The 20,889-nt window shown below is 66.8% G+C and carries 17 protein-coding genes; 15 read left to right on the top strand and 2 right to left on the bottom strand.

Annotated features, from left to right (window positions below; all coding sequences use genetic code 11):
• Nucleotides 1-107: 107 nt before the first annotated feature.
• Nucleotides 108-1,103, bottom strand: a complete 996-nt coding sequence (locus tag Q1V78_RS02575; protein ID WP_300611307.1) for a hypothetical protein — start codon at nt 1,101-1,103, stop codon at nt 108-110.
• Between the two features lie 23 nt (nt 1,104-1,126).
• Between Q1V78_RS02575 and Q1V78_RS02570 the strand changes: the two genes are divergently transcribed.
• From Q1V78_RS02570 to Q1V78_RS02550, 5 genes are all read left to right on the top strand, one after another.
• Entirely contained in the window at nt 1,127-2,065 is a 939-nt protein-coding gene (locus Q1V78_RS02570; RefSeq protein ID WP_070758552.1) for a Ppx/GppA phosphatase family protein, read from the top strand.
• A gap of 108 nt (nt 2,066-2,173) precedes the next feature.
• Nucleotides 2,174-3,406, top strand: coding sequence for a hypothetical protein (locus tag Q1V78_RS02565; RefSeq protein ID WP_300611303.1), 1,233 nt, complete (start codon nt 2,174-2,176; stop codon nt 3,404-3,406).
• 171 nt (nt 3,407-3,577) lie between these two features.
• Nucleotides 3,578-4,414: a pyrroline-5-carboxylate reductase gene (gene proC, locus Q1V78_RS02560; protein WP_300611301.1), complete on the top strand. Its 837-nt coding sequence runs from the start codon at nt 3,578-3,580 to the stop codon at nt 4,412-4,414.
• A gap of 396 nt (nt 4,415-4,810) precedes the next feature.
• The gene (locus Q1V78_RS02555) at nt 4,811-5,017 is read left to right on the top strand and encodes a helix-turn-helix domain-containing protein (RefSeq protein ID WP_041628442.1); all 207 of its coding nucleotides are present in this window, start codon (nt 4,811-4,813) and stop codon (nt 5,015-5,017) included.
• Nucleotides 5,018-5,311: 294 nt separating this feature from the next.
• Nucleotides 5,312-5,413, top strand: coding sequence for an AURKAIP1/COX24 domain-containing protein (locus Q1V78_RS02550; protein WP_012359487.1), 102 nt, complete (start codon nt 5,312-5,314; stop codon nt 5,411-5,413).
• A gap of 211 nt (nt 5,414-5,624) precedes the next feature.
• Here Q1V78_RS02550 and Q1V78_RS02545 read toward each other — a convergent pair whose 3' ends face one another.
• Complete coding sequence (locus Q1V78_RS02545; RefSeq protein WP_300611293.1) at nt 5,625-6,446, bottom strand: HAD family phosphatase; 822 nt, start codon at nt 6,444-6,446, stop codon at nt 5,625-5,627.
• Nucleotides 6,447-6,626: 180 nt separating this feature from the next.
• On the opposite strand from Q1V78_RS02545, the gene Q1V78_RS02540 reads away from it, so the two are divergent.
• The 10 genes from Q1V78_RS02540 to Q1V78_RS02495 all read left to right on the top strand — a co-directional run.
• On the top strand, nt 6,627-6,878 hold the full coding sequence (locus tag Q1V78_RS02540; RefSeq protein ID WP_300611291.1) for a glutaredoxin family protein: 252 nt from the start codon (nt 6,627-6,629) through the stop codon (nt 6,876-6,878).
• Nucleotides 6,879-7,176: 298 nt separating this feature from the next.
• The gene (locus Q1V78_RS02535; protein ID WP_300611290.1) at nt 7,177-8,646 is read left to right on the top strand and encodes a glutamyl-tRNA reductase; all 1,470 of its coding nucleotides are present in this window, start codon (nt 7,177-7,179) and stop codon (nt 8,644-8,646) included.
• Nucleotides 8,639-9,589 carry a hydroxymethylbilane synthase gene (hemC, locus tag Q1V78_RS02530; protein WP_300611287.1) on the top strand — a complete coding sequence of 317 codons (951 nt, stop codon included), beginning with the start codon at nt 8,639-8,641 and terminating at the stop codon, nt 9,587-9,589. The genes Q1V78_RS02535 and hemC overlap by 8 nt, the downstream gene beginning before the upstream one ends.
• Before the next feature lie 108 nt (nt 9,590-9,697).
• On the top strand, nt 9,698-11,464 hold the full coding sequence (locus tag Q1V78_RS02525; protein ID WP_300611285.1) for a uroporphyrinogen-III synthase: 1,767 nt from the start codon (nt 9,698-9,700) through the stop codon (nt 11,462-11,464).
• Nucleotides 11,465-11,532: 68 nt separating this feature from the next.
• Complete coding sequence (locus tag Q1V78_RS02520; protein WP_300611283.1) at nt 11,533-14,313, top strand: multicopper oxidase domain-containing protein; 2,781 nt, start codon at nt 11,533-11,535, stop codon at nt 14,311-14,313.
• Between the two features lie 5 nt (nt 14,314-14,318).
• Nucleotides 14,319-14,861: a hypothetical protein gene (locus Q1V78_RS02515; RefSeq protein ID WP_300611281.1), complete on the top strand. Its 543-nt coding sequence runs from the start codon at nt 14,319-14,321 to the stop codon at nt 14,859-14,861.
• Nucleotides 14,862-14,983: 122 nt separating this feature from the next.
• A complete protein-coding gene (gene hemB, locus Q1V78_RS02510) occupies nt 14,984-16,009 on the top strand; it encodes a porphobilinogen synthase (RefSeq protein WP_300611279.1) in 1,026 nt (341 codons plus the stop codon).
• A gap of 73 nt (nt 16,010-16,082) precedes the next feature.
• Nucleotides 16,083-17,006 carry a hypothetical protein gene (locus Q1V78_RS02505; RefSeq protein ID WP_300611277.1) on the top strand — a complete coding sequence of 308 codons (924 nt, stop codon included), beginning with the start codon at nt 16,083-16,085 and terminating at the stop codon, nt 17,004-17,006.
• A 9-nt stretch (nt 17,007-17,015) separates the two neighbouring features.
• Nucleotides 17,016-19,823: a cation-translocating P-type ATPase gene (locus Q1V78_RS02500; protein WP_300611275.1), complete on the top strand. Its 2,808-nt coding sequence runs from the start codon at nt 17,016-17,018 to the stop codon at nt 19,821-19,823.
• Between the two features lie 182 nt (nt 19,824-20,005).
• Nucleotides 20,006-20,889: glutamate-1-semialdehyde 2,1-aminomutase (locus Q1V78_RS02495; protein ID WP_300611273.1), on the top strand; the 884-nt coding region annotated here is incomplete at its 3' end.

The following is a 20,889-nucleotide window of genomic DNA, read 5'->3' as shown; positions in this document are numbered from 1 at the left end:
CTAAGCGAGACGCCCCAGGAAAACTTCCTGGGGCGTTCTTGCGACGCGTGGGCTGTGGTCGCACTCTGTTCGGGGCGGGAGCCCCCACTGAAGCGCGATTGAGCGGGCTAGAGCTTGCGCTCGCGGGCCGCCCGGGTCGCCGGGTGGATCGTCAGCAGCGGGAAGCCGCTGGGTGCCAGCGGAGCCCCCGCCTCGTTCTGCTCGCCGGTGGCCGCGGCGCGCGCTTCCAGGGCCTCGCAGTGCTCCGCCAGCACCTCGTAGGACTCTTCGCCGATGAGCTCCACCAGCTCGTCCTTGTGGGTGCGCCACATGGCATCTGCCGGCCCGCCCTGCCCCTCGGCGCTGCCCGCGTGGCAGTTCGGGTCGGTGGTGCACCACCAGTCGAAGTCCGCTCCGCCGTCGCCCCAGGCACGGCGGTTGTACTCCGTGATTGTCGTGCGCAGCATTTCCTGGCCATCGGGGCGGGCCTCCCAGTCCTCCAGGCGGCGCAGCGGCACCTGCCAGCAGACCTCTGGCTTGGACTCCACGATGGACTCACCGTTCTCGGCGGCCCAGATGTGCAGCGCACAGCCGATGCCGCCCTCAAAGCCCGCGCGGTTGGCGAAGATGCAGGCGCCGTCGACGGTCTTGGTCTTCAGCGCGGGCTCCATCTCGCCCTCGTCGTTTTCCAGCTCGTCCCACTCGAGCCACGGCTCGAGTTCCCCGTCAGCCTGCTCCTTCCCTCCCGGGGTTTCGCCCGGCGTGTAGAGCTGCCACTGTTCGGGGCTGAGCTCCTGGACCACACGGTTGAGGTTGGCGCGGTCGTCGTCGTCCGTAAGAAAAGCACCGTGGACGCAGCAGGCTACGCCCGGGTCGGCAGCGACGTCGATGCCGTGGCAGGCCTCCGTGCCGAAACGACAGCGGTAGGTGGACATCAGCCAGGTCAGGTCGATCTGGATGATGTGCTCGGAGTCCGCCGGGTTAATGAATTCCAGCCATTCGCGGGGGTAATCGCCGGGCAGCTCGACGCCGCGGCGTACCGAAAGGTCAGCTGGGGTGCCGTCTGGATAGCCGGACGCGATGGGGTGGGGGGAATTTGGCTCGCTATTTCTCACGCAATCCACCGTAGACCCGATAGGCTGAAAACGTGAGATTAGGTGTCTTGGACGTTGGCAGTAATACGGTTCACCTCGTGGTTGTGGATGCCCAGTACGGTGGCCCGCCAACTCCCATGAGTAATTGGAAAACCCCCATGCGGTTGGTGGAGTACCTCTCGAAGAAGGGGAACATCAACTCGAAGGGGATCGATAAGCTCACGCGCGGCGTGGGTCTGGCTTCGGAGATGGCGGAACAGTTCCGCTGCGAGGAGCTGTTGCCGTTTGCGACGTCGGCGATCCGTTCCGCGAATAATTCCGAGAAGGTGCTGGATGCCGTCGAGGATGCCACCGGCGTGCGTTTGCAAATCCTCACGGGCGAGGAAGAGGCCCGGTTGACCTTCCTCGCGGTGCGCCGCTGGTATGGCTGGTCGGCTGGCCGTATCTGCGACCTCGACATTGGCGGCGGTTCCCTGGAGATGTCCGTGGGGACCACAGAGAGCCCGGACGTGGCGCTGAGCCTGGATCTGGGCGCGGGCCGGTTGACCCGGGAATGGTTCGACAGCGATCCACCGTCCCGGAAGTCCGTGAAGAACCTGCGGGAGTTCATCGAGGAGCAGCTGGACGCCAATATCAAGGAATTCCAGGATGCCGGCCCCATCGACGTGGCGGTGGGAACCTCCAAGACCTTCCGCATGCTCGCCCGCCTGACCGGTGCGGCGCCGAGCTCCGCGGGACCACGGGTGAAGCGAACCCTGACCCAGCCTGGCCTGCGGCAGCTCATCGCTTTCATCTCTCGCATGACCGCGGCGGACCGAGCGGAGCTGGAGGGCGTGAGCCAGGAACGTTCCCACCAGGTGGTGGCTGGCGCGCTGGTCGCGGAGGCGGCGATGCGCAAGCTGGACCTGGATTCCTTGGATATTTGCCCGTGGGCGTTGCGTGAGGGAATGATCTTCCACCACACGGACGTGGCTTTCGAAGATTTTTCTTAGTTTCCTAGCGCCATTAGGGTGTGGAATGAACAAAACCAAAAATGGCGCTTCGTATACTATGCGAAACAGTTATTTGTATGTTCACGTGGACATTGATGGGAACATTCGATGAGTGAGAAGCTTACGGTCGCGGAACTGCTCGCCCGCAGCGGTCGCACCTCTTCTGATAGCGGCCGCCGCCGGCGCCGTCGCAGCCTCGACGAGGGTGGCATTTCCGTTGCCGAGCTGACCGGCGCGATCCCGGTCGTCGAGGATACCGAGAGCGAAGCTTCCACCGCGCCCGCAGCGGGCGCTGACAAGCGTGAGCAGCCCACGGCCGATCGGGTTGAGGCCGGGGCAAAGCAGGCCGATAAGGCTGAAAAGACAGAGAAGCCCGAGCAGGCCAAGCAGACCAAGGCTGCCGAACAGGCTGAAGCTAAGAAGGCCGAGGCCGAAAAGGCCAAGCAGGCCGAAGCGAAGAAGGCCAAGGAAGCTGCCGCCAATAAGGAAGCTGAGGAAAAGGCCGCGGCGAAGAAGGCTGAAGAAGAGGCTGCGGCCAAGAAGGCTGCAGAAGATAAGGCCAAGAAGGCAGCGGCCCAGAAGGCTGAACAGAAGAAGCCCGAGCAGAAGAAGCCTGAGCCCAAGAACGCGGCTGCCGCTGGCTCCGCGATTGTCGACCGCCGCGAGGCTCCGGCGCAGCGTCCGGAGGAAAAGACCTCCGAGATCCCGGCTGTCACCGATAAGTCCGCGCCGGCAAAGAAGAACACCGAGCCGTCCACCGAGCAGACGGCCCTGATCACAAAGGTCACCGCGGATCAGGCTGAGGGCACCGAGGCTGCGCAGAAGCCTGCGGCGAAGAACGCTTCGGCTGCGAAGGCGCCGGCCAAGGGCGCTGATCGTAAGGACGCTGACCAGAAGGGCTCTGGCGCCGGGGCCGCAGCGGCTGCTGCCACCACCGGTGCTGCCGGCACTGCCGCCGCCACGCGGGGCTCCGATGCGGAGCGCAAGGGAGAGGGGCCCGCTCCGGAGGAGTTCCACAGCCCTGAGGAGCTCGAAGAGCTGCAGCGCACCCTCGGCGAAGACGAGGTCATCGAGTACGAGGACGACACCATCTCCTGGCCAGCCCTCATCGGCCAGGCCATCGCGGCCATCCTGGTCGGGATTGGCGTCTTCCTGGGCTTCAAGCTCCTGTGGGGCTCCCTGCCAGCGGTGCTGGTGCTGGTGCTCGCCCTCGCGGTGACCCTCGTGATGGTCGGCGTGGTGCACGCACTGCTGCGCCACCGCGACAAACTCATCATGATCCTCACCTTCGTGGTGGGCTTGGTGCTCACCATCGGCCCACGGCTGATCATGAGCATCTAAGTTTCTGCGCGCCGCGAGGCGCGCTTTTCTTTTTGGGTGACTGGGCACGTTCGGGCGGGGTGCTGTGGCGCCGGAGGGCGACGTCCTCACAACTGGATGGGGGACCACCGAAAACGGGGGAGCTGCACGCAAGCGCTGCAATCGACGCGCCGGGCTGGCACCCTGGAGGGCATGACTCGAATCGCAATTATCGGCGGCGGGAACATCGGCGAAGCATTGATCGCCGGGCTCGTCGCAGACGGAATTGACCCGAAGAACATCATCGTCGCGAACCGCAGCGAGGACCGGCTCACCGAGCTGGCGGACCGTTACGGCGTGCTGACCGCGGAGGACTCGGTTACCGCCGCGGTGGAGGCGGACGTCCTATTCAACTGCGTGAAGCCCGACGGCACGCTCTCCGTTTTCGACGAGGTCGCGGAACAGCTGGACGATAACGACGCCACGACGGTCGCGGTCTCCGTCGCCGCCGGTGTGACCATCGGTGCGATGGAAAACGTGCTGCCCGCAGGCACCCCGGTGGTGCGCGTGATGCCGAATACCCCAATGCTGGTCGGCAAGGGAACCAGCGCGGTCGCGGGTGGCCGCTTCGCAACGGAGGAGCAGCTGAAAACAGTACGCGAGCTGCTGGCCAAGGTAGGCACCGCGGTGATCGTCAAGGAGAAGGACATCGACGCGGTCACGGCGGTCTCCGGGTCCGGCCCGGCCTACTTCTTCCTCGTCGCCGAGGCGATGGTTGACGCAGGCGTGAATCTGGGCCTCCCACGGGCGCTGGCCGAGAAGCTCGCGATCGGTACCGCGGAGGGTGCGGCCCAGATGATGGCCAATGGCCTTGCCGAGGGCGGCGACGGGCCGGTGGAGCTGCGCACAAAGGTCTCCAGCCCGGGCGGGACGACCTCCATGGCGACCCGCACCCTGGAGGAGGAGGGGCTACGGCGCGCCTTCTTCCGCGCGATGGAGGCGTGCCGGGATCGCTCCGTGGAGCTCGGTGCCCCGCAGAAGGGGGACTAGGGGCGCCAAGGGGCGCCGTGGGGGAGGCGGCGCATCGTGGGGGTGTGGAGCGATAGCGCGTAAGGGGGTTAAGGATAGTGCGTGAGGGGGCGCACCACGGGGCCTGCCGCAGTGCGCGGCGGGCTTCTTTTTGTAATTTCAAGACTTCCGGGACGGGGAGAGTCTTAGGTGAAACTTGAGGTTGGGGGTGGTGGGTGCCGAACTGTTTGCACTGGTCAACCCAAGTCACAAAAAGAAACAAATAGCACTTTCGACATAATCGTCCCTGAATGCGCAAGCGTCACTTGGTTCACGTTATAGTGGTGAGGAAAGCGTGGCCGCGTGATGTCCTGCAGAAGGGGAAGTCTGCAGCGCGGGGTCGTGTGAAGAAAGAGATAAGACTTTATGGCTAACCCAATGGGTGGAAATGACAAAGGAACCTTTCTGACCGTCGCTGAGGTCGCAGAGCTGATGCGCGTGTCGAAGATGACTGTGTATCGCCTGGTGCACGCCGGCGACCTGCCGGCGGTGCGCGTGGGTCGCTCCTTCCGCGTCCACGAGCAGGCAGTGAGCGAGTACCTCGGTGCGTCCGTCTACGACGCCTCCGAGGGGCAGACTGGTTAGAAAAAGCTTTCCCGACAGCGGCCCCAGCGCCGTGACAGTCGGGGTTTAGTGCCGCCACCGCGGTGTAAGAAACCGGCCCTAATGGGCCGATTTTTGTGCGCTCAGCCACCGGAGCGGTAGAATTTAATAATTCGTGTCCTATGTGAGCTCCCGGGTCGCCCCGGCGATTAAGCACTGAAGCGTAGGGCTCGCCTTGTTCGCTGACTTCCGGACGGCAGCCGCCTACCGGGGCTGCGGAACCGTCGCGATGGCGCGGCATACGAGTTTTCAACAATTTGAAGTGAGGTGCCCACGATGGGTTCTGTGATTAAGAAGCGCCGCAAGCGCATGTCCAAGAAGAAGCACCGCAAGATGCTGAAGCGCACCCGCGTGCAGCGTCGCAAGCTGGGCAAGTAAGCCGCCACCGGGCTGTGCGCCCGATTCGCGGTTCGCGAGGAAGCGCTCGCGACGAGGCGGCTGCGATGCTGCCGCACGAGCCCCAGTGGGAGCCAACCGGCCCCGCTGGGGCTTTGTGCTGCCTAGGCGCCTGAAGCGAAGAAGGGCCTGGCGGCCCAGCACTGAGAAAGCCCAATGAAGGCCACAAATGCTGGGACCGCAAATACGGGGGCTAGCGCCGGGCGAGCGCGCCGGCGAGGGCGGGCAGGAGGAGCCACCCCACCGCCCCGGCCGCCAGCATGCCCGCGGCCGTCGCGCTGGCCTCGGCCGCCCGCAGCGTGCGCTTCGGATCGTGCTTGCGGTATTCCACCGTCGGCCAGCCCCGCTCTCGGGCTGCCTCCGCCAGGCGGGGATCAGCGTTCACCGCGACGGCCTGGCCGACCAGGGAAAGCAGCGGCATGTCGTTATAGGAATCCGAGTAAGCCACGCAGCGCGAAAGATCGTAGCCCTGCTGCTGCGCGAGGGCAGCCACGGCGTCCCGCTTCTCGGGGCCGTGCAGGATATCTCCCACCAGCCGGCCGGTGAACCTCCCATCGGAGACTTCCGCCACCGTTCCCAAGGCCCCGGTGAATCCCAGGGCCCGGGCGATGACCTGCGCGAGCTGCACCGGAGCTGCGGTGACTAGCCACACGCTGTGACCGGCCTCCAGGTGCTCCTCGGCGAGCTCGCGGGCACCCGGGAAGATCCGTTGGGCAATCGTGCTCTCCCAGATCTCCTCGGTGAGGGCCACGACCTCGGCCTCGCTGCGGCCGCGCACGATCTCGAGCGCCCGCTGCTTGCCGGAGGCGATATCCGGCTGGCTCTCGGTGCCAGAGAGGATGAACTTCGCCTGCTTCCACGCGAAGCCCGCGATGTCTCCCACGGTGAAGAAGCGCCGGGAGGCCAGCCCCAGCGCCAGCCAGAGGGAGGACGCCCCCTTGATGATCGTGTTGTCCAGGTCGAAGAATGCCGCGGTGCTGGGGTTTTGCGGAACATCCGCTTTGGGCGGGGACAACCTCAGTGTGCCGCCCGCGGCCAACCATGCCCCATGGACGGAGGCTCGGCCGCTTTCTAACTGTGTTGGGGTGACGGGGGAAAAGTTGTGTTGGGTCGGTTGAATGATTTGGATGGGTTGACTGATACGGAAAGCTGATGACTTAATCTCGCCCACGGCTACCAAGGTACCGTTGAATCCGTGACTGGTGATGAGAAGAAAATCGTGACCCTCCTGACCCGCGCAACCTGCGGCTCCTGCGCCCGGGTTTGGGAGCAGATCCGGCCGGTCGTCGCGGCAAAAAACGCTACGCTGGAGCGGGTCGACGTCGACGAGGACCCGGAGCTGAAGATGGAATTCGGTGACCGCGTGCCCGTCGTGCTCCTCGACGACGAGGAATTCGCCTGCTGGGAAGTCGACAACGAGGACCTCGCGGCTGCGCTCGAGGGCTAAAACGCCGAGCGTGGCGCGCCGAGGGGGTGTGGCAGTCGAATTGATCACCTCGCGCTGTCCGCCCCTATAACAGCCGGCTGTGGCTGTTTTGTCATAGGGGTCGGTTAAGGGATACCGTAGGTAGCTGTTAAAGAGCCGATGACAAGCGTCGGCAGGGGAGCTGCGCCCATCAGCAGCATCTGGCTACCGACCTCGTCGGCTGCGGTGCATCACCCCTCACCACGGGGGGAGCATTCGGCCCACCGTCGGCGGCCCCAAGACCCGGGCAATGAGCCGGGTTCGCGAGGAGGCAAGACCGATGGCTGGGCACATCCATACCGGTTCCGCCGCTGTGCTGCTCGTCGGGCTTTCCTTCCGGTCCGCTCCGGTTTCACTCCTCGAGCAGGTCTCCATGGTCGACACTGACCTTCCCAAGCTGGAAAACGCCCTGCTTGATCACGACTCCCTCTCCGAGGCGCTGGTGCTATCTACCTGCAACCGGATGGAGTTCTACACGGTCGCCAACGCCTTCCACCCCGGCCTTGACCACATCGTGGACACCATCGCCACCTACTCCGGCCTCGACGACAGTGACCTGGAGCCGCACCTGTACGTTCATTACTCCGACGCCGCGGTGGAGCACATGCTCAACGTGGCCTCCGGCCTGGACTCCATGGTGTTGGGGGAGCAGCAGATCATCGGCCAGCTCCGTGGCGCCTATGAGGAGTCGAAGGGTGCCGGCACGGTCGGGCGTACGCTCCACGACCTGACCCAGCGAGCCCTGCGCACTGGCAAGCGCGTCCACAGCGAGACGGAGATCGACTCCGCCGGCTCCTCGATGGTGAGCTTCGCCCTCGACCGGGCGCTGACCGTGCTGGGGATCCCAGAGGCCAGCAGCGACGCCTTGAGCGGGCGCCGCGCCGTCGTCATCGGGGCCGGAGCGATGGCCTCCCTCGCATCCACCCACCTCGGACGCCTCGGTATCGAGCACGTGACCGTTGCCAATCGCACCGTTGACCGCGCCGAGCAGCTGGCCTCCCACGCGGTGGAGGCTGGCGTGCCGGCCCGCGGCATCGGCCTGGACGCACTGCCTGCGGCGCTGACGGGGGCGGACATCGTCGTCTCCGCGACGGGTGCGGTGGGCACCGTCGTTAGCGCGGCGGACATCAAGGCCGCGCAACGGGTCCGCGATGGTCACCAGCAGGTCCTCATCGACCTGTCCATGCCCCGCGATATCGAACAGGCCACGGCCGACGTGCCAGGGGTTGCGCTGATCAATATCGAAGAACTCACCGGGATGACCGAGGACACCATCGAGGACGAGGACGCCGCCCGCGGCATCGTCGCCGAGGAGCTCGAAAGCTTCCTGGAGCAGCAGCGCGCCCAGGCTGTTGTCCCCACCGTCAAGGCGCTGCGCCAGCAGGCCATGGATGCGCTCAGCAATGAGATGATCGCGCTGCAGCGACAGACGCCGGGGATGTCCGACGAGGACCGCGAGGCCGTGAACCGCTCGATGCGCCGCCTCGTTGAGAAACTGCTGCACACCCCGACGGTGCAGGCTAAGAAGCTCTCCGCCGCGGGCCAGTTCGTCAGCTACCCAGATGCCCTGGCTGCGCTGTTTAACCTGCCGACCGGCATGACCCAGCAGGTCAGCGTGGTGAAAGGTGCGAACGAGCGGAAGAAGCAAAAACCGCAAGAAAATCGAGTATCCACCGCGCGGGCCGTGTACCGCTCGACCTACCAGGACCTGACTCAGGCCTCGACCCCAGGAGGGAAAGACGATGACTAATAATCGCCGTTTGCTCGTCGGCACGCGTGGTTCCACGCTGGCTACTACGCAGGCAGGCCATGTCCGCCAGGGCATGATCGACGCCGGCTACGACGCTGAGCTGCATATCGTCCACACCCCGGGCGACGCCTCCCAGGCCTCCCAGATCCCGGTCGCACAGGTCGGTGTGGGCGTGTTCACCGAGACGCTGCGCACTGCGCTGGACGATCGTGAATGTGATGTGGCGGTGCACTCCTTCAAGGACCTGCCGACCGCCCCGGACGCCCGCTTCCGCGCGGTAGTTCCGGAGCGCGTGGATTCCCGCGAGGTCCTGATCAGCGTGGATAACAAGAAGCTGATGGAGCTGCCGGAGGGCGCGAAGGTCGGCACCTCGGCCCCGCGCCGCGTCTCCCAGCTGCGCGCCCTGCGCCCGGACCTGCAGATCCTGCCGCTGCGCGGGAACATCGGTACCCGCATGGGCCGCGTCGGCGACGACCTGGACGCCGTGATCCTTGCCCGCGCCGGGCTGGAGCGCGTCGGCTGGCTGGACAAGGCCGCCGAGTCCATCGACCCGGAGCTCATCCTGCCCGCCCCGGCACAGGGCGCGCTGTGCGTGGAGGTCCGCGCGGATGATGAGGAGGCCTGGAACTCCGTGGCTGATCAGAACCACATCCCGAGCTACGCCTGCGTGGTCGGCGAGCGCACAGTGCTCTCCACCCTGGAGGCGGGCTGCTCCGCCCCGGTGGCCGCGCACGCGACCCTGAATGATGAGCAGAATCAGCTGACCGTCACCGGTGGTGTGTTCGCCATCGACGGCTCCCGCAAGCTGCTGGAGACCCGCACCGTGGACATTGACCTGGCGGGCGACTGGCGCGCGGCTGCCGCCGGCGTCGGCGCCGAGATCGGCCGGATCCTGCTGGACGCTGGAGCCGCAGAGCTCGTGGCGGAGGCCCGCGAGAGCTAACAGTGGGCTCGCAGAACCCCAGGGTGGGGTACCGCGAGCCGCCTCACCCCGCCGCCCGAAAGAGCGTTCCCCTCGGAACTGCCCCGAAATGACATGGAAAAGATCAGTATGACTACCTCCGGACTTACCCCGCAGGGGACAGGCCGCGTCCTGTTCGTTGGTGCCGGCCCCGGAAATCCGGAACTGCTGACCGTTCGCGCCCAGAAGGCCCTGGAGAGCACCGCTCACGCGTGGGTGGACCCCGAGGTCCTGGAGGGGGTGCGCGCCCTGGTGGGCGCTAGGGTGCCTGTCCCGCAGCACAAGATCGATGCCGCTGAGGCCGAGTGGCAGGCCAAAGTCGCCGCGGCGAAGGAGGCGGGCGCTCGCCGTAAGCCACCCCGCCCCGCGCCACCGACCGCCGCTGAGATCCGGATCGCCGCGCCCTTCGTCGGGGAGGGCGCAGTGGCAGAGGGGGAGGCCGAGCCGGTTCAGCAGCTGAGCGCGCGTCAGATCGCCGAGGAGATGGTCTCGCTGGCCCGCGAGGGCGAGGACGTCATCCGCCTGGTGGCTGGCAACCCGCTGTCCAACCAGGCCGTGATGATGGAGCTGCAGGAGGTCGCGAACCTGGGCGTGGACTTCCAGGTCGTGCCTGGCATGACCGGCTCGGTTGCGGTGCCTGCGTTCACGGGCATCGGAGTGGGCTCGGACTTCACGGAGGCCGACGTGCGCGGCGGCGCGGACTGGGATCAGTTGGCCTCCGCCGGACTGCCGCTGATCCTCACCGCCGCGCCGGGCGACCTGGCCACCATCGCCAGCGAGCTGAAGGAACGCAACATCCCGGGCTCGACCGCGGCCACCGTCACCCTGCACGGCACGACCCGCAAGCAGCGCAGCTACGACGTCACCCTGGACACCCTAAAGTCCGTCGCGGCCGCCTCCGGCCCTGCGGCGAAGGACGGCGAGCTGCCGGAGCAGCTGCTGGTCACGATCGGTTCCCAGGCGGGCAACCGCAGCAAGTACTCCTGGTGGGAGAACCGCGCCCTGTACGGCTGGACCGTGCTGGTGCCGCGCCCGAAGGCCCAGGCCGCGCCGATGAGCACGCGCCTGGCGAGTCACGGCGCGATTCCCGTGGAGGTGCCGACGATCTCCGTGGAGCCGCCGCGCACCCCGGCGCAGATGGAGCGCGCCATCAAGAACCTCGTGGACGGCCACTACCACTGGGTGGTCTTCACCTCCGTCAATGCGGTGAAGGCGACCTGGGAGAAGCTTCAGGACTTTGGCCTGGACGCCCGCGCCCTGGCCGGGGTTCGAGTGGCCGCGGTGGGCCCGAAGACCGCCAGCGCAGTGCAGGCCCTGGGGATTACCCCGGAGCTGCTGCCCAAGGACGACGCCCGCAACGCCTCCGGCATCGTGGACGTGTTCCCGGCCCGCGACCCGGACCTGGACCTGGTCGACCGGGTGCTGCTGCCGCGCGCAGACATCGCGACGGAGGTCCTGGTCGAGGGGCTGCTGAAGTTGGGCTGGAAGGTCGACGACGTCGTCGCCTACCGCACCGTCCGTGCCGCCCCACCGGCCCCGGAGATCCGCGACATGATCAAGTCCGGTGGCTTCGATGCGGTGTGCTTTACCTCCTCCTCGACGGTGAAGAACCTGGTGGGCATCGCCGGTAAGCCGCACTCTCGCACCATCATCGCCTGCATTGGGCCGATGGCCGCCCAGACCGCCCGGGAGCACGGGCTGCGGGTGGACGTGATGCCGGAGGTTGCCGGCGTTCCGGAGCTGGTGGATGCGCTGGCCGCCCACGTGGCGGACCTGCGTGCGAAGGGGCAGCTGCCGCCGCCACGCAAGCGCCGCCGTCGTCGGAAGAAGAGCAGCGAGCAAACAGCGGCGAAGTAGGGGAGAAGCCATGAAACCCGTCGGCACGTGATGCCGGCGGGTTTGTGCTTCTCAGTAGGCTGGAAAACATGGCGAAAGACCGAACCGGGTTGCATAGTGGGCGGAAGTCGTGGCACCGGCGAGCCGGGCGTCCGGTCAACATCTGGCTGAGCCTCCTGCTGGTCGCCGGGTTAGTTCACCCTGCTCTGCCCGAATACCGCTGGGTGCTCATTCACCTACTTACTCTGGGCGCAGTGACCAACTCCATCGTCGTGTGGTCCCAACGCTTCACCGAGCAGTTGCTGGACCAGCGATGCCCGGATTCCGCCCGGCCTCGCCAGCTGAGGCGCATCTGGGTGCTCAACGCAGGCATTGCGTTGACGATGATCGGCCAGCTCGGCACGGGGGTTGAAGGCGCTTTCGATGCCGCGCTGACGATCGCGCACAGCATCACGGTTGTTGGTGCTGCGGTCGTGGGACTGAGCTTGAGTTCACATGCACTAAGCCTGCTGCGGGAGGCTCAAAAAGCCCGGGCCAGCATGGATCACACTCTGCCACTGGTGCCCGTCAGCGCGTACATTCTCGCGGCACTGTTCCTACCGATTGGTGCAATCGCGGGTGCGCTCCTGGCAGTGGGTATGCCCTCGCCGTGGCAAGAACGACTCCTCCTGGCGCACACCGCGGTGAACGTTCTGGGCTTTTTGGGCTGCACCGCGTCCGCTAGCCTGACTTTCCTTGCCCCACAGCTGCAGGGCGCGTTGGGCAGTGGCAAGAAGCACGACGGATATACCGGGTTGGGCGATGCGGCTGGGCGACTGTGGTTCGTGATCATCCTGCAGGGGATAGGAGTCCTCACCATCGGCGGTGGTGCGCTTCTTGACCAGCGCTTCGTGGTCCTTGGCGGGCTCGTCGCCTATGTGGCCGCCTGGGTGATCCTGTTGTCTGCTTATGCCCCAGCACTGCTGCGCGGGATCTTTAGCGGGAACGCGCCGGTGTTCGCGGGCGTGGCTATGGTGGCTGCCCCGATGTGGCTCATTGGTGGCCTGCTGTGGCTCGCAGGCCAGATCGCCAACGGAACCCCGGCTAGCGAGGCTACGCTGCCCACCCTGGCTTTGACCGTGGGGTTTGCGGCCCAGCTGCTGCTGGGGGTGATGAGCTATCTGCTGCCGATCACGATCGGCGGCCCACGTCCCGCCGTCAACGCGGGCCTGAAGGCTTTGGATTGGGCTGGGACGTTCCGCACGGTGCTGCTAAACCTGGGCTTGGCGGTGTGGCTGCTGCCGATCAGCAGCTGGCTGAAGGTTGCTGTATCGGTGCTGACCCTTCTGCCACTCGCGCTCGTGCTGCCACTGATTCCCCGGGCTGTGAAGGATCAAGGTGCACAGCTGGCCGCCTTCGCGCGCGAGCACCGAGAGAAAGATGCCGAGCGCCCTGAGATCGAGCGGGCGGATCAGCTCGGCGAGGAGACCGCGGAGTTTTTGGACACCCGCGAGCGCCCGACAGAGAGAGCACGGCGCGGTGGAGTCGCCGAAGTGGCTGCTGCCATCGCGACGATTGCTCTGGTGCTGGCCAGCGGGGCTGCCCTCGGGGGATCGGTTGGTTCCACGAATACTGCTACCGATTCGCAGGTTGCCCCCACGGGTAACACCGTGCGGGTGGAGGTTTCCGCCAAGGGTATGGCCTTCCATCCCAACAGCGTGACCGTGGCGCCCGGGGACAAACTCGAGCTCGTGCTCACCAACGATGACAAACAGGACCACGATCTGAAGCTCGCAAGTGGGGCCGAGACGGGGCGCGTCTCTCCGGGCGAGACCCGTGTACTCGACGCCGGACTCATCAGCGCGGACGTGGAAGGGTGGTGCACCATCGCGGGCCACCGCATGCAGGGCATGACCTTCATGGTTCACACCAGCGGTGATGGCGAGGGGGCGCGGACTCCCGGTGCAGGAGCCCGGCCGGGACACGTTGCCGCAGGTGCCGGTTCCGGAAATGCAGGTGAGGAGGTGCCCGATACGCCGCTCGATCCGGCGTGGATGCGGGACCCGGAACTCGCTCCGGCGAGCGCGAACCGCACCCACCGGATCACGATCGACGTCCAGCAGGTTCAAGGCACCCCGCACGAGGGCGGAGCTACCCGCGGTTGGTGGACCTTCAACGGCAAGCCGATGGGACCGACCCTGCGTGGCAAGGTCGGGGATACCTTCGAAATCGTGCTGAAGAACTCCGGTACGATGAACCACTCCATCGACTTCCACGCGGGCATCGTCTCCCCGGACGAGCCCATGCGGGACATCGCCCCGGGGGAGCAGCTGACGTACCGCTTCACCGCGGATAACGCCGGGATTTGGATGTACCACTGCGCGACAATGCCGATGAGCCTGCACGTGGCGGCCGGTATGTTCGGCGCAGTGATCATCGATCCGCCGGACTTGGATCCGGTGGATAAAGAGTTCCTGCTGGTGCAGTCGGAGGTCTACGGTCTGGTCTCTGACTCGGAACAGCCGGTGGACGAGCAACTCCTGCAGACCGCCCAACCGAGCGCGGTGGTGTTCAACGGGTTGGAGAACCAGTACGTCCAGTCCCCGCTGCGCCTGGAACCGGGGCAGCGGGCGCGGTTCTGGTTGCTCAACGCTGGCCCGAATATCGCCGAGAGTTTCCATATCGTGGGTACGCAATTCCCGGTGATGTACAAGGAGGGTTCCTACACGGTGCGCAACCAGCCGAGCGGTGCGGGGCAGGCACTCGACCTTCAGCCCGCGCAGGGCGGATTCGTGGAGGCGGAATTCCCGGAGGCGGGGACGTACCCCTTCGTCAACCACCGCTTTGTGGACGCCGAACGCGGCGCGACGGGGCATGTTGTGGTGAAGTAGGAGCCATGGCGGCGAAGAAGAAGCACGGCGGTTCCAACCCAGCTGGTGGTACACCGTCGCAGGACACCCGCAACGTGGTCCCGGTCCGCCCGCTCGCTGAGTTCGACGGCCTCCCGGAGGGTTTCGCTCAGGGGGAGGACGCCCCGATCCTCGCGACGAGCGCATGGGGCGGACCCAAGGGGCAGAAGCAGCAGATCGGGCTGGCAGCCTGGGGCGAGCTGCCCGCGGTGAACGCCGCAGACCCGTTCGTGATCGCCAGCCCGCACGTGCCCAGCGAGGTTCGGCTGCACGTGCGCGGCGAGGTGGGCACCCCGGACTTTAAGGAACCGCGCGAGCCACTGCTCATCGCGGAGGCCGGTGAGGCGCTGGCCGGGGCGGAGGTGCGGCGCACGCTGCTCGGCACGATGATCCACCCGCCCGCGGAGCTGCTCGCTGAGGCGGAAGGTTCGGCGGGGCTGCGGGCCACCGTCGAAGCCCTGTGGATCACGGACGAAGGCGACGAGACCGTGACCTGGGCCGTGCGTCTGGCCGATGAAGCCACCGACTAAAACCCACCCCGTAGGCTCAGTCAGCCACGGAACCCGCGCAACCGCCGGTACCCCCGCAGCCAGCCGGGAGGCAGCGGGCTGGGCCAACGGTGGTGTCTGCCCCGTGGCGTACCATCGGTGCTATGTCTGAATCCGCACAGAATTCCCAGCTGCAGTTCAATATTCCCCGCCGTCCGCGCCGCCTGCGCACCAACCCGGTGATGCGCGATTTCACGGCGGAGACCAGCCTGAACCCGAGCCAGTTCGTCCTGCCGATGTTCGTCGCGGACGGCCTTAGCGAGGCAAAGCCGATCAGCTCCCTGCCGGGGGTCTACCAGCACACCACCGACTCCCTGCTGCGCGCCGTCGAGGAAGCCGCGGAGGCGGGCGTGGGCTCCATCGACCTTTTCGGTGTTCCGCTCGACGAGGATAAGGACGCCACCGGCTCCGTGGGCGTGGATCCGGAGGGGATCCTGAACAAGAACCTCCGCGCGATCCGCGAGGAGTTCGGCAACGACATCCTCGTCATGGCCGATACCTGCCTCGATGAGTTCACCGACCACGGCCACTGCGGGGTGCAGGGCGAGGACGCCTTCGGCCAGCAGATCGTGGACAACGACGCCACCCTGCAGCAGTACGCCGCCCTCGCGGTCGCCCAGGCGGATGCCGGCGCCCACATCGTTAGCCCGTCCGGAATGATGGACGGCCAGGTCGCGGTCATCCGCGCGGCCCTGGACGCCTCCGGCCACGAGGACGTCTCCATCATGGCCTACTCCGCGAAGTACGCCTCCGCCTTCTATGGCCCGTTCCGCGAGGCCGTCGGCTCCAGCCTGACTGGCGACCGCCGCACCTATCAGCAGGACCCCCGCAACCGGCGGGAGTCCCTGCTGGAGACCCAGATGGACATCGACGAGGGCGCGGACATGGTGATGGTCAAGCCCGCGATGCCGTACCTGGACGTGCTGCGGGAGGTCGTGGACATGTCCCCGGTTCCGGTCGCCGCTTATCAGGTGTCCGGTGAATATGCGATGATCAGTGCAGCAGCCCAGAACGGTTGGATCGATCTGGAGCCGGCGATCATGGAGTCCCTGACGGGGATTCGCCGCGCCGGTGCGGACATCATCCTGACCTATTGGGCGACGACCGTCGCGAAGATGCTGCGCGGCTAGCCGAAGGATGTGCCGACAATTCCGCTGATTGTCGGCACGTATTTTCTCCACTCGACCCCTTGATCTGCGATTTATGAGCAATTCTTCTTCTCCCACTCCCTCCGGGCAGTCCCGTCCGCCGCGGCCGCGTGGCCAGCAGGGCCGGCAATGGGAGGCCAGCCCCGATAACGGGCACATCCCCGGCTACCCCAAGCCGGAGGACGGCGGCCCGGTCGGGCCCGGTTGGAACAACCCTCAGGGGCGGGGCAATCAGTGGCAGTCCGGCAATGGCTCTAAGAATCAGGGAAGCCCGAACCCGGGCCCGCCCCCGGAGCTGCCCAAGCCACCGAAGGTGGGGCGCCCGGATGGCCTGGCGCCGAGCCTCGAGGACGCGCCGGAGAACGTCCGCCTGGGCGTGCGCGCCTGGCTGGCGGTCAGCGGCCTGCAGATCCTCTACGCCCTGGTCCAGTTCGCCGCGAACTTGAGCGACGACCGCGACCTGCGCCGCACCGTCACCAAGACGATCGAGGAGGGGGCCGGTGTTCCTGACGAGGTGACGGAGAACGTCTCCATCGACACCCTCGTCCTGGGGACGAATGCCCTGACGGCCGCCTGGCTCGTCATCGCTGCCCTGATCTGCGCGTGGCTGACCCTGCGCGCCGGGCGCGGCGCGGTGTATTCCCGCATGTTCCTCAACGTGGGTTCCGTCTACCTCATGCTCACCGCGGTGCTGATGAGCCTGTCCTCCGGGCCGCCGACGATGGCGGTGGGCTTCGTCCTCGCCCTCGGCGTGCTCAGCATCCTGGCCGGTGTGACCGCGGGTGTGGGCATGTGGTTCATGTCCCGACCCGGCAACGAGGAGTGGTTCGGCATCCCGAGCCGCGAAGAGGTCGAGCGCTACGCCGAGGAATACGAGCAGGCTCGCCGCGAACGCGATAAGCACAAGGGCGGAAAGAAGCGTCGCGCTCCCTGGGGGAAGTCCCAGGATGAGAACGCCGATAGCGAAGATAAGGCCTAAGCTGAGCCGATGGCTGGAAAATTCTCCACACCCCAACCCGGGCGGGGCGACGATATCCAGGAACTCGACCTGGCTATCGCGCAGGCCCGCACCGCGGCCGAAGCGGCCGGCGTGGACGTCGAAAATTTCGACGCCGAAGAACACAGCAACGTGCTCAGCACGGGTAACGGACTGACGTCCTACGCATTCCACCTGGAGAATCTGGAGTCGGCGGCGCAGGCCACCTCCCTAGAATATGAACTCAACGCCATCGACGGGGTCGAGGCAGTGGTGGTGTACTCCGCCAACATGGTGTGGATCTCCGCGCTGGATAGCGTGCGGCCCGACGAGGTGCAGCGCCACCTCGAAGATGCCGGGATCCGCGGGCATCTCACCGCCTCCTCGCTGCGCCGCCGCGCCACCCGCCTGACGAAGCAAGACCCGCGCATCCGCTCCCGCCGCGAATCCGCCCGCGAGCGCGCCATCATGGCCGCCCGGCGCCGCAAGCAGGGGGCGGGTGCGCGCCGCCGTGGGGAGGCCCGCGCCGGTGAAGTGCTGCACACCGCCCGCGAGCTGGTGACCGCCTGGCGGCTCATCATCGCGATCGTCTTCGGCCTGCCTGTCGTGGCGATGCAGATGATCCCCTCCCTGCAGTTCGACTGGTGGCAGTGGGTGTGCCTGGCGCTGTCCACGGTCGTGGTGGGTTGGTCGGCCTGGCCCTTCCACCGCGCGATGGTCGCCGGTGTGCGCCGCAGCATGTCCGCCCTCGACGGGGCGAGCAGCCTGGCGATCCTGCTGGCCTACGGTTTCTCAGTGCTCTCCCTGATCACGACCTCCGCCTCTGACCCGACGTGGCGGGCCAGCACCGTGTGGCTGGCCCGCACCTGGTCCGATCCGAGTTTCGAAGGCGCGATCTTTTTCGACGTCGCGTGCGGCGTGACGATCCTGCTGCTCTTCGGTCGCCTCCTTTCCCGCCGGAACCAGATCCGCACCCGGGCCGTGCTAGCGGTGCTGCAACCGCCGAAGAACGAGCCGATCACCGTCATTCGGAAGAACAAGTCGGAGAAGAAGGTCATCTCCACCGCGGAGATCAGGCGTGGCGATGACGTCCTGCTGGAAACGGACATGACGTGCCCGGTGGACGGCGAAGTCATCAGCGGCCGCGGCGTCGTGGACATGGGGCCGGTCGGGGGAGTGGACCGCAAGAAGGAGCTCGTGGTCGGCGACCGGATTTACGCCGGGGCGACGAATCACGGGCAGACGCTCAAGGTGCGGGCCCACGCCACCGGCTCGCACACCCGCCTGGCCGCGATGGGGCGCTGGTTTACCCACGCCGCGCAGGACGAGAACCGGATGGCGCAGATCACCAACCGCTCGGCCAGCCTGCTGGTGCCGTGGGCTTTCGCCATCGCGGTGGTGGACTTCTGCATGTGGCTGATCTTCAACGGCTCCTTGGACGCCGCCGTGGCGACCAGCCTCTCCGTCCTCGCCGCGGTGGGGCCGGTGGCGCTGGCCCTCTCCGCGCCGCTGGCCCTGCGCCTGGGGCTTGCTCGGGCGGCGAATTACGGCATGCTGCTGCGCGATAGCGCGACGATCCACCGGCTCTCCGGCGTGGACTCGATCATCTTCAACCGGCTGGGCACGCTCACCCGGGCGCCGATGAATGTGGTGAACGTGACGGCCGCCCACGGGGAGCACCCGGAGCTGGTGCTGCGCGTCGCGGCCTCGTTGATGATGGAATCCGATCACGCGGTCTCCAAGGCGATCGTCCGCGCGGACCGAGAGACCCGCGACGCGAACTCCGGCTTCGACACCATCCCCGTGTGGCTGGAAACCGGCGAGGTGAAGGTCAACGCGGAGGGCACGTTCGTGGGCTCCATCGACGTCCCGGTCCCGCCGAAGGGGAAGAACTATAAGGACGTGGTGCGCCGCGACCGGCACGAGCTGCCGGCCTCCCCGGACCTGACGGATGACGAGAACGTCCGTCGCGTCACCGCCCGGATCTGGCGGCCGAAGGACCTGGGCGAGGTGCGCGACCCGCACCTGGCTTCCGCGGCGCTGTCCGGTGGCAGCCCCGTCGTCGTGTCCTGGAAGGGCAAGGACCGCGGCGTGATCAACGTCGCCGATGCTTTTAAGGACGACGCCGCCCTCGCGATCGAGGAGCTGGAATCGATGGGGGTGGAGACGCTGATGATGTCCCGCGACATGTACCCGGTGGCCCGCCACCTCGCGGATTCCATCGGCGTGTCCACGGTGCTGGCCGGCGTGGTGCCAGGCAAGAAGGCCAAGGCCGTGCGCGGTGTGCATGCCCGCGGGCACCGGGTGGCGATGGTCGGCGACCAGGATTCGATCGGCGCACTGCGGGTGGCGGATGTGGGCATCCTCATGGGTTCCCCGAGCCGGACGGATGCCGATAGCGCGGACGTGGTCCTGCTTCGGGACGACGTCATGGCGATCCCCACCCTGATTAACTTCGTCCGCCACGTGCGCAATACCGTGGACTGGAATGTGTGGCTGGCCTGGGCGTATAACGCCATCGCGATCACCCTGGCTGTGGCGGGCGTGATGAATCCGATGGCCGCCACGGTGGTGATGCTGCTGAGTTCCACCATGATCGAGTGGCGCAGCTCCCGCATCCTGCGTCACAACTACAACGCCGCCACGATGCGGCACACGCACACCTGGCAGGGCTGGGTCGAGCGGCTGCGCAGCCGCCGGGAGCGCCGCCGCCGGGCGGAGCAGCGCGAGCAGTTCGTGGAGAGCGCACGCCTGAGCGCCACGGAGGATGGCCGCGAACTGCAGGAGCACATCACCGGCCCCGGCGTCGCCAGCCGCTAGGGGGCGAGATATTTGCGCGCCGGGGTGAACAGCCGCGCCCGGCGCAGTCGGCTTGCTAGGCCAGAGGCCTGCTGGCCAGGCGGGCCCACGGGCCAGCAGGGGTGTCCGGGGCCATCGGTAGGATGAGGGGCGTAGTGCATTAAACCGACGAGGAATCTTCACAAGAAAGGGCGATGTAGGCGATGGGTTCGACCAACACCAACGACAACGCGGCTGCCGAGGAGCGCCACCACGAGAGCGCGGCGGCGATGGAGCGAGCACGCCGCTTCATCCCAGGGGGTGTGAACTCCCCGGTGCGTGCCTTCGGCTCTGTCGGCGGGACCTCCCCGTTTATCACCTCCGCCTCCGGCTCCCAGCTGCACGATGCTGACGGCCTGCCCTACGTGGACCTGGTGTGCTCCTGGGGGCCGATGATCCACGGGCACGCCCACCCGGAGATCGTCGAGGCTGTGAAGTCGACCGCCTCCCGTGGCCTGTCCTTCGGCGCCCCGACCTCCCTGGAGGTCGACCTGGCCGAGGAAATCGTCAACCGTACGAGCGTGGAGAAGGTCCGCCTGGTCAACTCCGGCACCGAGGCCACCATGTCCGCCGTGCGCCTGGCTCGCGGCTTCACCGGTCGCGACAAGATCCTGAAGTTCGAGGGCTGCTACCACGGCCACGTGGACTCCCTGCTCGTTGCCGCCGGCTCTGGCGTGGCCACCTTCGGCCTGCCGGACTCCCCGGGCATCACCAAGGCTGCCGCCAGCGACACCGTCGTGGTGCCGTACCGCGACATCGAGGCCGTCAAGAAGGCATTTGCGGAGAACGAGGGCCAGATTGCCGCCATCATCACTGAGGCCACCCCGGGCAACATGGGCACCGTCTCCTCCATCACCGCGGACGGCACCAGCTTCAATGCCCAGCTCAAGGAGATTGCGCACGCCAACGGCGCGCTGCTCATCGTCGACGAGGTCATGACCGGCTTCCGCGTGGGCTACCAGGGCTGGTTCGGCAAGGACGGCGTGGCCGGCGACCTCACGACCTTCGGCAAGGTCGTCTCCGGTGGCCTGCCCGCCGCGGCCTTCGG

This window comes from Corynebacterium sp. (genome assembly GCF_030152825.1).
GTDB lineage: Bacteria > Actinomycetota > Actinomycetes > Mycobacteriales > Mycobacteriaceae > Corynebacterium.
Note: the sequence above shows the minus strand (reverse complement) of the source record. Positions and strands in the feature narration are given on the sequence as shown.

Excerpts from the sequence above, each read along its gene's own strand:
- Q1V78_RS02500 (WP_300611275.1), top strand. The coding sequence starts at position 17,016 with ATGGCTGGAAAATTCTCCACACCCCAACCCGGGCGGGGCGACGATATC.
- Q1V78_RS02535 (WP_300611290.1), top strand. The coding sequence starts at position 7,177 with ATGGCTGGGCACATCCATACCGGTTCCGCCGCTGTGCTGCTCGTCGGG.
- Q1V78_RS02555 (WP_041628442.1), top strand. The coding sequence starts at position 4,811 with ATGGGTGGAAATGACAAAGGAACCTTTCTGACCGTCGCTGAGGTCGCA.
- proC (WP_300611301.1), top strand. The coding sequence starts at position 3,578 with ATGACTCGAATCGCAATTATCGGCGGCGGGAACATCGGCGAAGCATTG.
- Q1V78_RS02505 (WP_300611277.1), top strand. The coding sequence starts at position 16,083 with ATGAGCAATTCTTCTTCTCCCACTCCCTCCGGGCAGTCCCGTCCGCCG.
- Q1V78_RS02550 (WP_012359487.1), top strand. The coding sequence starts at position 5,312 with ATGGGTTCTGTGATTAAGAAGCGCCGCAAGCGCATGTCCAAGAAGAAG.
- Q1V78_RS02520 (WP_300611283.1), top strand. The coding sequence starts at position 11,533 with ATGGCGAAAGACCGAACCGGGTTGCATAGTGGGCGGAAGTCGTGGCAC.
- Q1V78_RS02515 (WP_300611281.1), top strand. The coding sequence starts at position 14,319 with ATGGCGGCGAAGAAGAAGCACGGCGGTTCCAACCCAGCTGGTGGTACA.
- Q1V78_RS02525 (WP_300611285.1), top strand. The coding sequence starts at position 9,698 with ATGACTACCTCCGGACTTACCCCGCAGGGGACAGGCCGCGTCCTGTTC.
- hemB (WP_300611279.1), top strand. The coding sequence starts at position 14,984 with ATGTCTGAATCCGCACAGAATTCCCAGCTGCAGTTCAATATTCCCCGC.
- hemC (WP_300611287.1), top strand. The coding sequence starts at position 8,639 with ATGACTAATAATCGCCGTTTGCTCGTCGGCACGCGTGGTTCCACGCTG.
- Q1V78_RS02565 (WP_300611303.1), top strand. The coding sequence starts at position 2,174 with ATGAGTGAGAAGCTTACGGTCGCGGAACTGCTCGCCCGCAGCGGTCGC.